Here is a 14,657-nt window from a genome sequence, read left to right on the forward strand (position 1 = left end):
CCGGTCACCCCGCGAGCCTACCGCGACCCGCCGTCGGCTGGTCCCGCCGGGCGGGAGGCGATCCGGGCGGCAGTCCCACCCGCCCGGGAGGGTGGGACGCTCGCGGTGACAGCTCAGCCGAGCTGCGGCAGGACCTCGCTGGCCACCAGGTCGAGGTGGTCGAGGTCGGACAGGTCGAGCACCTGCAGGTAGACGCGCTCCGCCCCGGCCTCGGCGTACCTCCCGAGGACGTCGACCGCCTCCGCCGGGGTCCCTGCCACGCCCTGCTGGCGCAGCTCGTCCACCTCGCGCCCGACGGCGGCGGCACGGCGGGCGATCTCGGCCTCGTCCTTGCCGACGCAGAGCACCAGCGCCGAGCTGTACACCATGGACGCCGCGTCGCGGCCGGCCTGCTCGCACGCCTCCCGCACGCCGGCGAAGAGCCGGGCGTTGTCGTCGGCGGGCATGAACGGCACGTTGAACTCGCTGGCGTACCGGGCCGCCAGCCGCGGCGTCCGCTTCCTGCCCTTGCCACCGACGAGGACGGGGATGCCGCCCTCCTGGACGGGCTTCGGCAGCGCGGGCGAGTCCGACAGCCGGTAGTGCTGCCCCTCGAAGTCGAAGGTCTCCCCCGTCGGGGTGTTCCAGAGTCCGGTGACGACGGCGAGCTGCTCCTCGTACCGGTCGAACCGCTCGCCCAGTGACGGGAACGGGATCCCGTACGCGGTGTGCTCGGCCTCGAACCAGCCCGACCCGAGACCGAACTCCACGCGCCCGCCGCTCATCTGGTCGACCTGCGCGACGGAGATCGCCAGCGGCCCCGGCAGCCGGAAGGTGCCCGCCGTCATCAGGGTGCCCAGACGGATGCGGCTGGTCTCCCGGGCGAGCCCGGCGAGGGTGACCCAGGCGTCGGTGGGCCCGGGCAACCCGTTCCCGCCCATGGTCAGGTAGTGGTCGGACCGGAAGAAGGCGTCGAAGCCCGTCTCCTCGGTGCGCCGGGCGACGGCCAACAGGTCGTCGTACGTGGCGCCCATCTGAGGCTCGGTGAAGATCCGCAGCAGCACACCGCGACGCTAGCCACGGCCGGCCGGTCCCGCTGTCCGGCCCTCCGGGGTGTGCTCGCCGCCCGGACCGGGCAGGATGATCGCGAGACGATCAACTTGGAGGTGCAGCTCGTGTTCCGCAAAACGACGCGTGGTCAGGTCATCGGCGCCGAGCTCCAGGAGGGTTTCGCCCACATCGGGGTGGCGGCCACCGAGGCCGGCCGCCTCGCGGCCGAGCAGCTGGGGCCGCGGGTCGCTGCGGCCCGCGTAGCAGCCGGTCCAGCGCTCGATGCCGCCCAGACGGCAGCCGCCCTGAAGGTGGCACCCAAGGTCGCCGCCGCCGTGGCAGCAGCCGCCCCGGCCGTCGCGAGCGCCCGCGACACGCTCGCCCCGAGGGTGGATGCCGCCCGTGAGGCCATCGAGGTGGCCCGCGAGGCGCTCGGCCCGCGGGTGGAGGCGGCCCGGGAGGCCGCAGCTCCGCGGGTTGCGGCCGCGCAGGCAGCAGCCGCGAAGGCGGCTGCCGATCTGGCTCCGCGCGTGGAGGCGGCCCAGAAGGCGGCGCAGAAGGCGCTGCACGACGACGTCGTCCCGCGGCTCGAGGCCGCCCAGCTCGCCGCGCTCGCCTACGCCACGCCGCGCGTGGCTGCCGCTCGGGAAGTCGTGACGCCGGCGCTGGAGAGCGCCCGCGAGACGCTGGCCGCCGGCGTGGACAGCGCCCGCAGCGAGCTGGACGCCCGTCGGGCGGAGCTGGCCGCCGCTGCGGCGGAGTCCGACCGCAAGGCCCGCCGGGCGGCGAAGAAGGCCCGCAAGCAGGCCGGCAAGAAGCACCGCGAATTCGAGAAGGCGGCGCTCGCGACCGCGAATACGGTCCGGCGGAAGGTCGACGTCGAGCCGGCGTCCCGCCGGTGGCCGTGGGTGTTCGTGTTCCTCGCCGCGGGTACGGCGGTGTTCGTCCTGCTGCGCCGCAAGAAGGACGACTCCTGGACCCCCGCCCCCGCCGGCGACGGTCCCGTGCCCAGCTACCGAGAGGACCCCGTGCCCAGCTCCGACAGCACCTCCGGCAAGACCGTCTCGACGGCCTCGCAGACCAGCGACTCCGCCCCGGCCGAGTCCGACATGGGAGTCCGTGACGCCCAGCTCGTCGACGGCGACGGTCCCGACGACGCGACGGTGAACGGCTCCGACGCCCCCGAGCCGTTCACCTCCGGTGGCGGCGCCGACGAAGGACCGACCGCCGGGCCGGCCGACAAGCAGGTCTGAGCACCTCGTCACATCCGACGCCCCCGTTGCCTCCGGGCAACGGGGGCGTCGTGCGTCCGGGGGTACCGTGGAGATCATGAGTGAGCCGGCTGTTCCGACGTCCTCCGCGGGATCGACGATCGAACCGGCCGGCCGCAAACTCCTCCGCCTCGAGGTCCGCAACAGCCAGGTGCCGATCGAGCGCAAGCCCGAATGGATCAAGACCCGGCTCAAGACCGGACCGGAGTACACCGAGCTGAAGTCGCTGGTCCGCCGCGAGGGCCTGCACACCGTCTGCGAAGAGGCCGGCTGCCCCAACATCTACGAGTGCTGGGAAGACCGCGAGGCCACCTTCCTCATCGGGGGCGACCAGTGCACCCGACGCTGCGACTTCTGCCAGATCGACACCGGCAAGCCCGCTGACTTCGATGCCGACGAGCCGCGCCGCGTCGCCGAGAGCGTGGCCACGATGGGCCTGCGGTACGCCACGGTCACCGGCGTCGCCCGCGACGACCTGCCCGACGGCGGGGCCTGGCTCTACGCCGAGACCGTGCGGCAGATCCACGCCCAGCTCCCCGGCTGCGGCGTGGAGCTGCTGATCCCGGACTTCAACGCCGACCCCGACCAGCTCGCCGAGGTGTTCTCCTCCCGTCCCGAGGTGCTCGCGCACAACGTCGAGACCGTGCCGCGCATCTTCAAGCGCATCCGGCCCGGCTTCCGCTTCGACCGCTCGCTGGCGGTGATCACCTCGGCCCGCGAGGCGGGCCTGGTCACCAAGTCCAACCTGATCCTCGGCATGGGCGAGGAGCCGCACGAGGTCGCGCAGACCATGCAGGCCCTGCACGACGCCGGGTGCGACCTGCTGACCATCACCCAGTACCTGCGCCCCTCGCCGCGGCACCACCCGGTGGTCCGCTGGGTGAAGCCCGACGAGTTCGTCGGCTTCCAGGCCGAGGCCGAGCGCATCGGCTTCCCGGGCGTGCTCGCCGGTCCCCTCGTGCGCAGCTCGTACCGGGCCGGGCGGCTCTACCAGCAGGCCGTCGAGGCCCGCGGCCTCACCCCGCGGAGCTGACTCCGGCCGGTCCCGCCGATGCATGCGGGATCAGCGGCGGAACCGGCCCTATCCTGGGGTCATGGCACGCAGCAAGCCCACAGACGCGACCGCTCCGAGCGGCAAGGCCGGCCGCGGTCCGAAGGACGGTGGGCGCGGGCGTACTTCCGGGTCCACAGCCGTCGGCGCCGAACCGGTCAAGCTGAACCGCAAGGGCAAGCCGAAGAAGCAACGGCTGAAGAAGCTCGCCGGTCAGGCCCGCATGATCAAGCAGGCCTACTCGCTGACGCGCAAGAACGACGCCAAGCTGCCCTGGATCATGCTGATCTGGTTCGTGGCGGTCGCCGCCGTCGTCGAACTGATCGGCATCCTGCTGAGCTCGCCGTTCCTCTTCCTGCCGCTCGCCCTCGTCACCGGTGGCCTGGCGGCCCTCATCGTCTTCGGCCGGCGGGCGCAGGGTTCGGCCTACCGCCAGGTCGAGGGGCAGCCCGGCGCGGCCGCCTGGGTGCTCGAGGGGATGCGCGGTGACTGGCGGGTCACCTCCGGCGTCGCCGGCACCCAGCAGATGGACGCCGTCCACCGCGTCCTGGGCCGGCCCGGGGTGATCCTGGTGGCCGAGGGCGTCCCGGCGCGCGTGCGCGGACTGCTGGCCCAGGAGAAGAAGAAGGTCGCCCGCGTCGTCGGCGACGCCCCGATCTACGACATCGTCGTCGGCGACGAGGAGGGGCAGATCCCGCTGCGCAAGCTGAGCACGCACGTCATGAAGCTGCCCCGCAACCTCAGCGCCGGCGAGGTCAACGCGCTGGGACGGCGCATGAGCGCGCTGGGCGGGAGCCGCATGCCGGTGCCCGGCGGCCCGCTGCCCGGCGGCCGGCAGATGTCGATCAGCCAGCGCCAGGTCCGGCGACGGGGATAAGAGGGGTCCCGGCCGAGCTCGCTCGGCTTCGTGGACGCGGCGCGGGCCGGAGGCTCCCGCCGCGGACGCGAGGAGCGGCCTCAACGCCGGTCGGGGACGGCTCCTGGCCGCGGTGCGATCCGGAGGATCGCCATGTCTAGTCCTTGACGACGGCGGTGTCGGTGAGCCGGTCGTGCAGCCCGCGGCCGTCCGCGTCGACGACCAGCGCCGGGACCAGCAGGCAGAGCAGGGCGGTGCGGACGGCGGCGCGCCACGGGGCCAGCCGCTCCCCCGGCCGGGGATGGGCCAGGCGCAGCCCGAGCAGCCGCATGCCGGGGGTCTGTCCGAAGGCCATCAGCGTGAGGACGGTGATCGCGGCGAACGCCACCAGCGCCCAGTTGCCCGGCAGGTCCGGCGCGGTGAACAGCCCCGCGACCAGCGCGGACCCGAGTGCGTCGATGCAGAAGGCGCCGACCCGGCTGCCGAAGGTCGCCAGCGCACCCGGCCCCGCCGCGGGCAGCCCCAGAGAGGCGCCGCGGACGCGGTCCTGAGAGGGTGGCTGCACATCACTGACCATGCACGCCAGCGTAGGACCCGGTTCGAGCGGCGCCCGAGAACCCGGAGACGCCCGGCGACACGCCGGGAGCGTTGTTACGCCTCCGAAACACTCGGGACACCGGGGGGCAACTCCCCGCTCGTACCGTGCGGTTCGGTAGTTCGCCAATCCCGGAGGATCGATGTTCACCAGCCCCGACGAGGTCGCCGCCTATATCCGCGACAACGACGTCGAGTACGTCGACGTCCGTTTCTGCGATCTCCCCGGCGTCATGCAGCACTTCACCATCCCGGCGTCGACCTTCGGCGAGGACACGTTCTCCGAGGGCCTGGGCTTCGACGGCTCGTCGATCCGCGGTTTCCAGGCGATCAACGAGTCGGACATGCTGCTGCTGCCCGACGCGAACAGCGCCTTCCTCGACCCGTTCCGCCGGCACAAGACGCTGAACGTCAATTTCTTCATCCACGACCCGATCACGCGCGAGGCCTACAGCCGCGACCCGCGCAACGTGGCGAAGAAGGCGGAGGCGTACCTGGCCAGCAGCGGCATCGCCGACACCGCCTACTTCGGCGCCGAGGCGGAGTTCTACATCTTCGACTCGATCCGCCACGGCACCGGCATCAACGAGGGCTACTACCACATCGACGCCGTCGAGGGTTCGTGGAACTCGGGCTCCCACACCGGTGAGAACGGCGGCCCGAACCTGGGCTACAAGACCCGCGCCAAGGGCGGCTACTTCCCGGTCGAGCCCTTCGACCACCAGAGCGACCTGCGCGCCACGATGATGACCAACCTGACCAACGCGGGTCTCGAGCTCGAGCGGGGTCACCACGAGGTCGGCACCGGTGGCCAGGCCGAGATCAACTACAAGTTCGACACGCTGCTGCGGTCGGCCGACAGCCTGATGCTGTTCAAGTACGTCGTCAAGAACACCGCCTGGGCCGAGGGCAAGAGCGTCACCTTCATGCCCAAGCCGCTGTTCGGCGACAACGGCTCCGGCATGCACTGCCACCAGAGCCTCTGGAAGGACGGCGAGCCGCTCTTCCACGCCGAGACCGGCTACGCGGGCCTCTCGGACATGGCGCGGCACTACATCGGTGGCCTGCTCAAGCACGCCCCGTCGCTGCTGGCGTTCACCAACCCGACGGTGAACAGCTACCACCGCCTGGTGCCCGGCTACGAGGCGCCGATCAACCTGGTCTACTCCGCGCGCAACCGCTCGGCCTGCACGCGCATCCCGATCTCGGGTGACAGCCCCAAGGCCAAGCGCATCGAGTTCCGCGTGCCCGACCCGTCGGCCAACCCCTATCTCGCCTTCTCGGCGATGCTGATGGCCGGCCTCGACGGCGTGAAGAACAAGATCGAGCCGCCGGCGCCGGTCGACAAGGACCTCTACGAGCTGCCGCCCGAGGAGGCCCTGGGCATCGAGAAGGTGCCGGCGTCGCTGGACGCCGTCCTCGACCGGCTCGAGGTCGACCACGAATACCTCATCGACGGCGGGGTGTTCACCCCCGACCTGATCGAGACGTGGATCGAGTACAAGCGGGAGCACGAGATCGACCCGATCCGCCTGCGCCCGCACCCGCACGAGTTCGCGATGTACTACGACATCTGAGCGAGTCGAGGTGTTGACCTGCGGTTTTCTGTAGCTAGACACCGCCAGTCCGCACACAGTCCGCACGAGCCGCCAGCACTGCCCCCACGGCGGCTCGTGCGGACTCGTCACTGTCCGGCCACAGATGGCCGTAAGTGTCGAGCGTCGTCTTGGCGCTCCCGTGCCGGAGCCGGTGCTGCACGACCTTCACGTCGAGGCCGCTGCCGATCATCAGCGAGGCCAGGTAATGCCGGAGGTCGTGGAAGCGGAACTCCTCCGGTAACCCGTCGACCTTCGGCCGGGTCGCTCGTATCGCGCGTTCGATGGCCCACGTCGAGGACTGCCGCCCAGCGCCGTCCGTGACGACGTAGTCGCCGCCCCAGCGTGCCACCGCGGCGGACAGCTCGAGCGCGAGCTCGGACGGGATCGGCAACGGCGTCCGGCTGGTCTCGGACTTCAACGGCTCGCCGTCCCGCTGCTGAACCGGCCTGACGATGCAACGCATGAAGTCGACGTCGGTCACCCGCAGGCCGACGACCTCGGCCGTCCGCAGACCGACGAAGGCGCCGAGGAGGATCGCCGGCCGCAAGTGCTCGGCGACGGCATCGTGCAGCGCCCACACCTGCTCGGTGCTGGCCACATAGGGACGCGGCTTACCGGCGCCTGGCGTGGTGCGCCGCGAGCAGGGATTGCGCGCCAGGATGCCGTCATGGACGGCGTCGCTCATCAGCTGCGACAGCCGGTTGTGCAGCGCATAGACGTAGCTGTCAGCGAGGCCGTCAGCCTTGAGCCTGGCCGTCCATGACTTCACATCCGACGGACGCACCGCAGCCAAGGGACGGTTGCCGAAGGCGGTCGTGATCTGCGCGATGTGCACCCGCGCTTGCCGGACGGTCCGAGGGCGCCGGCTGGCGTAACCGGACAGCCACGTCTCGCACCACTCCCCCACCGTCGTCTTGACCGCTGTGGGATGCACGTAAGTCCCCTGTAGCAACTGCGCCGCCTGCTCGTCGAGCCACCGCTGCGCGTCCCGCTTCAACGCGAACGCTTTGGTGACCTCGCGTCCCGAGGGGTCCCGGAGGTGCGACAGGTAGCGCAGTCCCTTGCCGTCGCGCGCCGTCGGCACGAGCTTCCCGGTGGCGCGGTCCATCCTGCGCCAGCGGTCGATCACTACGGCCATCGTTCAATCCTCCTGCTGTTGCGGGCGCCGCTGGACGTCGACGACGGATGCGGGTGTCCGAGCAACGGTGCACTCAGGTGCCGACACAACACCTTTGCCAGAGTCGACCGGCGCCCCGTAGCCGTGCTGGACGTCGATCCAGTCGTGCAGATCGTCGAGGCGGTAGAAGACGCGGCGGCCGACGCCGAGACTCTGCGGTCCGGGGCCGAGGTGCCGCCAGGTCGGTCTGCGCCGTGTCTCGAAAGTTGTGCTCATCGCGGAACGCTCCGGCCCGGTGCACGCCGGCGAGAAAGGGACGGCACGTCCTCGGATTTCGTGACGTGCCCGGCCCCGGGCGACACGATGTTGCGGCTCACGGCCGCCCGTGCGGCAGCGTGCTCGGCGTCGTAGCCGGCGCGCCAGGTGTCGTGCTCGCGGGTGAGCTGTTCGGGCGGCAGGGCGCGCACGGCCGGTTCGGCGGTCAGCGCGGTGCTGTAGGTGCGTGCGTCGGTCAGCAGCTGGGACCTGTCGACGACTTCGCGCTCAAGGTCGGTCAGCAGCGCTACGGGGTGCGAGGCGAAGGCGAGCGGACCCAGGGGGGTCAGCCGCTCGTCGCGCCGGTGACGGGCGTCGGCCAGGGCACGCCGCGCCTCTTCGGCGGTTTGCCGAGCGGTATCGGCAACCGCATGCAGCTGCGCCTGCTCCGGATGGCGGTACTCGGCGGTGCGGCGGGCGGCGGTGTCGAACGCCTGCCACAGCGCGGCGCGGTCGTCGTATCCGTCGGCCTCCTGGGCGAGCTGGGTCGGGTCGGTAGGCAGGTCCGGCCGAAGTGCGCGCCACCGGTCGGCCCAGCCGTTCAGGTGCTGGCTGGCGCGGGCGACGGCGGCCCGGCGCAGGTGCAGCCGGCCGGGCCCGTCGAGCACGACCCGGGCCGCGACGCGCGCGCTCGGGCGGGCGCCGTCCCAGGCGGTGAGCAGGCTGTCGCGGATGCGGTCGGCCTCGGCGGCGGCCGCCCTCGTACTGGCCTGGGCCGTCTGCTTCGCCCGCTCGGCGACAAGCGCCGTCTGCCGACACTGGGCGTCGAGTCGGGTGAGCTCGCCGGCGTGACCGGCCTCTTGTACGACGACTTGGCGCAGGGTGTCGCGCCACAGCTCGAGCAAGGCCAGTTGGTCGGCGCAGCGCTGCTCGACCGACCACGCCTGGTGCAGCTCGGCCAGCACCTGCTCCAGTGGACGGGGGCTGGCGTAGGAGGCGGCCTCGGCGGCGGCCTGCTCCGCGGCGTGCGCGGGGCCGAGGTCGGCCCGGTCGCGGGCGAACACCGCGATCCACTGCTCCCGCGCCTCGTCGGCGTTGGTGGCCACGAGGTGGGCGGTGTTTGCCTGCCGGCCGCGGGTCATCCCCACGTAGGCGGTCGCGGCGCCGGTGGACTCGCCGACCACCAGATGTGCGGCGGGAACGGTGTCGCCCTGAGCGCCGTGCGCGGTGCTGGCGTAGGCCAGCTCCACGTGCTCGGCGACGTAGTCGGCGGGCAGCGTCCGCTGCCGCGACCCGGTCGGGGTGACACCGGCTGGGGGAACGTTTCCACGGTCGGGAGCGGCGGGGGTGACAACGAGCCCGCCGCCGTCGACGGCGGTGACGGTCCAGGTGTCGCGGTTGGCCACACCCATGGTCCGGTCGTTGCGGCGGGTGGCGACCCGGTCCCCGACGCTGATCCGCTGCCCAGCCGCGGTGACGACGGCTCGGGTGTCATCGACCCGGCGGTCGGCGACCAGCCGCTCGCGTACGGCGGCGTTGAGGGCGGCGGCCTGCTCGCGGGTGTCCACCACCACCGCCACCGGTTCGCCCTGCGTGCAGGAGCGGGCGGCGGTCGTGGCCAGCGCCTCCTGCAGCGTCGCCGCGTCGGGATGCAGCCGGATGTGGCTGCCGGCTACGAGTGCGTCGAACACCGTCCCGGGGTCGGAACCGGCGCGCATGGCCAACGTCAGCTCGGCGTAGGCGGTGTCCGGCACGGTGTGGCCGGCGCTGTCGGTGCGGATGAAGCGGTGCACGCGGTCCAGGGTCAGCGCCGCGGCTGGGTCGGCGGCACGAACGGCCAGGTCCAGGACGCCGCCGCGGCCGACCGCGGCCAGCTGCCGGCGGTCACCCAACAACGCCACCCGCACCCGGCACTCGTCGGCCACGGTCAGCAGGGCGCGTGCGGTGTCCTGGTCGAGCATCCCCGCCTCATCCACCACCAGCAGATCCCCAGCCCGCAGGCGCGCGGCCTCCTCTGGTCCGGTGTAGACAGCGCCGGTGGCCGCGTCGGCCTGGCCGATCGCGAGGCGGGTCCAAGTGCCGTCGTCCGTCCAGCGCCACCCGTGCTGGTGTACCAGCCACGCCACCGACCCCCCGGCGGCGCCGACCTCCTGCTGCACGACCTGGGCGGCCTTGAGTGTCGGGGTCACCACCATCAGCCGTTGCCCTTGCTCATCGAGGAGGGTGGCGGTGGTGGTCAGGGTGGTGGTTTTGCCGGCGCCGGCAGCGCCCTCGACCACCACCAGCTGCCGGTCGCCGGCCAGCGCCGCGACCGCAGCGGCCTGTCCGGCATCCAGCTGATGCAAGTGGGCCAACGACTCGGAAGGTGAGGTCGGCTCCCTACCGGGCGGCTCGTCCAGATGCCGTGACAGGTCGGCGTCGGTCAGATCGGCCTCAAGCCCGGCGGCGCGGTCGGCCAGCCGGATGGTCAGCTCGGCCTCGACATCGAGTACCTGCTGGCATGTCAACGCCCGGATGTGCTCGGGCACGCCGTCGCGGTCCAGCAGTGGAACGCACCGGACCAGAGCGCGGGCGGTGAGGTCCTCGGCCAGCTCGATGCGCACCGCCGGCTCTGCCACTACCCCGGCAGCAGTGATCAGCTGCTCGACCTCGCCCCGGACATCGGCGGCGTTCCACGCCGAGCGGCCGGCGGCCAGCTTTGCCAGCACCCGGCCGACCGCCCCGTCGCGGTCCAGCGCCCCGACCGGCGTGGGTGCCAGGTCCACCGGCCGGTCGCGGTCGCGATACCCGAGGGCGGCCAGCTCGCCCATCCACCGGGCGGTGAGGTCCTCCCCGGGCTGAGGGGTGACCTTGTCGGGGCGGCCGTCGGCCCAGGCGCGGGCGTCCCAGGCGCGGCGCAGCGCCGGTCCCGGCGTTTCGCCGGGGTGCGCCGCGATCCATTCGGATTCGTAGCGGTCCACATTCCGAGCGATCTGTGTCGCGCGGGCGCTGAACGGCCCGACGACGTCCGACATTTGCCGTATTTCACCGTCGCTATCCAACGTGTATCCGTGCGCGGCGAGCGCGGCGCGAAATCGCGGGTCGCAGGCGACCGCGGCGTGCCCGATCCCGTTGATCGCCGCGAGAGAGTCGCGGATGCCGACGGTGTGCAAGCCACGCCATTTGCCGGCGGCGTACACCCGCGCGTTGATCTGCAGGTGCAGATGCCGGTGCGGATCACCGGCGCGGGAGGTGTAGTGCCGCACGGTCACCGCCTCCAGCACCTCGACCGGCACCTGTAGTTGGCCGCCGCGCGGGCCGACCCGGGTGGTGGCGTGCTCGGTGAGCCAGCCGATGATCTGAGCGGCGGCGCGGTCCTGCGCCGCGTCGTAGGCGGCGGCGACATCCGTGTGCAGCGCCGCGGCCAGCGACCACGACTTCGGCCCGTTGACCACCACCTCGACGAACCGCACCGCGCGATCGTCGGTGCGCAGCCAGCCACGCGGCTCACCAGTGTCGGGATCCAGCCCGGCCACCCAGGCCTGGTAGCCATCCCCGGCCAACGGCGCCAGCTCCTGCACTCGCCCATCGGTGCCGGTGGCGTAGCGGCGGGCCAACCCGGCGTCCTCGGCCAGGTAGTAGTCATCCGCCCGGCCCCGGCCAGCCTCCACGTAGTGCCGGGCAGCGGCCGACGAGCCCGCGTACACCTTGATACCGCCGCGCATTGTCAGCGTCGCCCAACGATGGCCAACACGTCACCCCTAGAAACGGCGAAAGGCCCCGCGAAGCGGGGCCCGAACGTTTACCGAAGGTAGCATTCGTGCCGTTCTTTGGCGAAGGCCTGAGCTTGCCCGGGAAGGGCTGGAGTGGCGGGCGTAGAGTCGTCGCGGGCGCCATGGCGTTGGCCGTTTACGGCGATTGCCGACTGAGAGCAGGTCGCGTTCTTCCCGGCTATAGGCGGGGTGTCCCGGTTGTCCTCCCCGTGCGGGAAGGTTCACCGGGCGGGTCTTACGGGACGGCGGACGAGGGGCACCTGCTCTGTCCTGCGGTGTTCCCGGTTGGGGTTCGTCCATCGGCACCAAGCCGGTCACGCCGAGCACGAACGCGTTCTCTGCACGATGTAGAGCAGGAACCGGGGCATCCACGCGTAGTCCCCGCGCCCGATCCGTTTCAGGGTCCAGAAGTGCTGGTGCGCATCCAGACGGCGTCCTGTCGGGCTCGTGGTCACTTTCCTGGGGGTGCAGTCGTGGTTGGCGCCAGCGCTTCGGCGAGGAACCGGGCCGTGCGGCTGGTCGGTGCTGCGGCGACCTGGTCCGGCGTCCCCGCGGCGACGATCTGCCCTCCCTCGTCCCCGGCCCCGGGGCCGAGGTCGATGACCCAGTCGGCGGCGGCGACGACGTCCATGTCGTGCTCGACGACGACAACGGAGTTGCCGGCGTCGACGATGTCGGAGAGCTGGCGCAGGAGCAGCTCCACGTCGGCGGGGTGCAACCCGGTGGTCGGCTCGTCGAGGATGTACAACGTGTGCCCGCCGCGGGCCCGCTGCAGCTCGCTGGCGAGCTTCACCCGCTGCGCCTCTCCACCCGAGAGCTCGGTCGCCGGCTGACCGAGGCGCAGGTAGCCCAGGCCGACGTCGCGCAGCGCGCGCAGACTGTTTGCCGCGGCCGACAAATCGGCGAGGAACTCGGCGGCGTCGTCCACGGTGAGATCGAGCACCTCGGCGATGTTCTTGCCGCGGTAGGTGACCTCGAGCGTCTCCGGGTTGTAGCGGGCGCCACGGCAGGTGGGGCAGGGGGCGTACGTATCGGGCAGGAAGAGCAGCTCGACGGTGACGAAGCCCTCCCCCTGACAGGTCGGGCACCGACCGTCGGCCACGTTGAACGAGAAGCGCCCCGCCGCATAGCCCCGCGCCCGGGCCTCGTCGGTTGCCGCGAACACCCGGCGGACAGCGTCGAAGAGCCCCGTGTAGGTCGCGACGTTTGACCGGGGGGTGCGGCCGATGGGCTTTTGGTCGACCCGCACCATCCGGTCGAAGGCCTCCAACCCCTCCGTCTCGACCTCGGCCCCCGCGTCGTCCCCGTCGTCGGACGAGAGCACCTCGGAGGGGTCGTCGGAGGGGTCGTCGATCACGGCCCTGGAGGGCACGCCCGAGCAGAGGTGCCGCGAGACGACGTCGGCGAGCACCTGGCTGACCAGCGTCGACTTGCCGGATCCGGAGACGCCCGTGACCGCAGTGAGGACGCCGAGCGGCAGGTGCGCGTCGAGGTCGCGCAGGTTGTGCCGGTTGACGCCGTGCAGGTGCAGCCACCCGATCGGTTCCCGCGGAGGCCGGGCCCGCGCCCGGCCTGCCCCGTCGAAGAGGAAGCGCCGGGTGACCGACTCGGCGACGCCCGCGAGGTCGGCGACCTTCCCGCTGAACAGGACTCGGCCGCCGCGAACGCCGGCCTGCGGGCCGACGTCGACGATCCAGTCGGCGCGCCGGGCCACGTTCATGTCGTGCTCCACCACGAACAGCGAGTTGCCGGCCGCCTTGAGCCGGTCCAGGACGTCCAGCAGCGGCTCGGCGTCGGCTGGGTGCAGCCCCGCCGAGGGCTCGTCGAGGACATACACGACCCCGAAGAGCCCCGAACGCAGCTGCGTGGCGATCCGCAGCCGCTGGAACTCCCCCGGTGAGAGGGTGGGGGTGGCCCGGTCCAGGCTCAGGTAGCCCAGCCCGAGGCCGGTGAGCACCTTGATGCGCGCCACGAGGTCACGGGTGATCGTCACGGCCACGTCGGTGGCCTCGCCCGAGTCCGACGACTCCCACGCCGCCGTCGGGTCGATGACACCGGCAGCGGCCCGCAGCGTGCCGACCAGCTTCGTGAGCGGCGTGGCGGCGAGCTCGGCGATGTCGTGCCCGGCGAAGGTGACCGCCAGCGACTCCGGACGCAGCCGGCGACCGTGGCAGACCGGGCAGGGCACCATGCGGACGAACCGGAGGGCGCGCCGCCGCATCGTCGCGCTGGTCGAGTTGGCCAGCGTGCGCAGGACGTAGGAGCGGGCGCTGGTGTACGTCCCCTGGTACGGGCCCTGCACGCGGTCGGCCTCGCGCACGGGATGGACGGTGACGACCGGCTGCTCGTCGGTGAACAGGATCCAGTCGCGGTCCTCCTGCGGCAGGTCCCGCCACGGCCGGTCGATGTCGTGGCCCAGGGTGGCCAGGATGTCGCGCAGGTTCTTCCCGTACCAGGCGCCCGGCCAGGCGGCGATGGCCCCCTCGCGGATGCTCAGGGACGGGTCCGGGACCAGGGTCTCCTCGGTGACCTCGTAGATGGTGCCCAGGCCGTGGCACTCGGGACAGGCGCCCGCGGCGGTATTGGGCGAGAAGGCATCGGAGTCCAGCCGCTGCGTCGTCCCCGGCGGATACGTGCCGGCCCGGGAGAACAGCATCCGCAGCGAGTTCGACAGCGTGGTCACCGTGCCGACGGTTGACCGGCTGGAGGGGGCGCCCCGGCTCTGCTGGAGCGCCACGGCCGGCGGCAGCCCGGTGATCTCGTCCACGTCGGGGGCGCCCACCTGCTGGAGGAGACGGCGGGCGTACGGCGCGACGGACTCGAAGTACCGGCGCTGCGCCTCGGCGTAAATCGTGCCGAACGCCAGGGACGACTTCCCCGACCCCGAGACACCGGTGAACACGACCACCGCGTCCCGTGGGACGTCGACGTCGACGCTGCGCAGATTGTGCGTCCGGGCCCCGCGCACGCGGACGGCCGGGTCGGTCTCGCCGGGGCTGACGTCCACGCGTCGTCCCTTCCTGCACCGGATCACGCCCGGACCGGTGGGCGCCCGGTCCCGGATCGCCGGGGCTGGACGGTCCGCACTGACGGAGTACCCGTCGTCGTCCTCGCGGAACCCGTCGGATCAGCCC

9 protein-coding genes are annotated in these 14,657 nt (G+C 72.2%); 4 read left to right on the forward strand and 5 right to left on the reverse strand.

What is annotated here, in order from left to right; genetic code table 11:
* Positions 1-113: 113 nt before the first annotated feature.
* Positions 114-1,043, reverse strand: coding sequence for an LLM class F420-dependent oxidoreductase (locus FHU33_RS14730; protein ID WP_142026011.1), 930 nt, complete (start codon positions 1,041-1,043; stop codon positions 114-116).
* Between the two features lie 111 nt (positions 1,044-1,154).
* Between FHU33_RS14730 and FHU33_RS14735 the strand changes: the two genes are divergently transcribed.
* From FHU33_RS14735 to FHU33_RS14745, 3 genes are all read left to right on the forward strand, one after another.
* Complete coding sequence (locus tag FHU33_RS14735) at positions 1,155-2,282, forward strand: hypothetical protein (RefSeq protein ID WP_142026012.1); 1,128 nt, start codon at positions 1,155-1,157, stop codon at positions 2,280-2,282.
* Positions 2,283-2,358: 76 nt separating this feature from the next.
* On the forward strand, positions 2,359-3,333 hold the full coding sequence (gene lipA, locus FHU33_RS14740) for a lipoyl synthase (RefSeq protein ID WP_142026013.1): 975 nt from the start codon (positions 2,359-2,361) through the stop codon (positions 3,331-3,333).
* Positions 3,334-3,394: 61 nt separating this feature from the next.
* Complete coding sequence (locus tag FHU33_RS14745) at positions 3,395-4,228, forward strand: DUF4191 domain-containing protein (protein WP_142026014.1); 834 nt, start codon at positions 3,395-3,397, stop codon at positions 4,226-4,228.
* Positions 4,229-4,364: 136 nt separating this feature from the next.
* On the opposite strand, the gene FHU33_RS14750 is transcribed toward FHU33_RS14745, so the two are convergent.
* Entirely contained in the window at positions 4,365-4,784 is a 420-nt protein-coding gene (locus FHU33_RS14750) for an RDD family protein (protein WP_142026015.1), read from the reverse strand.
* A 160-nt stretch (positions 4,785-4,944) separates the two neighbouring features.
* Between FHU33_RS14750 and glnA the strand changes: the two genes are divergently transcribed.
* Positions 4,945-6,378: a type I glutamate--ammonia ligase gene (gene glnA / locus FHU33_RS14755; RefSeq protein WP_142026016.1), complete on the forward strand. Its 1,434-nt coding sequence runs from the start codon at positions 4,945-4,947 to the stop codon at positions 6,376-6,378.
* 34 nt (positions 6,379-6,412) lie between these two features.
* On the opposite strand, the gene FHU33_RS14760 is transcribed toward glnA, so the two are convergent.
* The 3 genes from FHU33_RS14760 to FHU33_RS14775 all read right to left on the reverse strand — a co-directional run bounded on the left by FHU33_RS14760 (position 6,413) and on the right by FHU33_RS14775 (position 14,530).
* Positions 6,413-7,528 (reverse strand): site-specific integrase, encoded by a 1,116-nt coding sequence (locus FHU33_RS14760; protein WP_425456772.1) that lies wholly within the window; start codon positions 7,526-7,528, stop codon positions 6,413-6,415.
* Between the two features lie 260 nt (positions 7,529-7,788).
* On the reverse strand, positions 7,789-11,475 hold the full coding sequence (gene mobF, locus FHU33_RS14770) for a MobF family relaxase (RefSeq protein WP_246063652.1): 3,687 nt from the start codon (positions 11,473-11,475) through the stop codon (positions 7,789-7,791).
* A gap of 499 nt (positions 11,476-11,974) precedes the next feature.
* On the reverse strand, positions 11,975-14,530 hold the full coding sequence (locus FHU33_RS14775; RefSeq protein WP_142026018.1) for an excinuclease ABC subunit UvrA: 2,556 nt from the start codon (positions 14,528-14,530) through the stop codon (positions 11,975-11,977).
* Positions 14,531-14,657 lie beyond the last annotated feature (127 nt).

The sequence above is a fragment of the Blastococcus colisei genome, assembly GCF_006717095.1.
GTDB classification, from domain to species: domain Bacteria; phylum Actinomycetota; class Actinomycetes; order Mycobacteriales; family Geodermatophilaceae; genus Blastococcus_B; species Blastococcus_B colisei.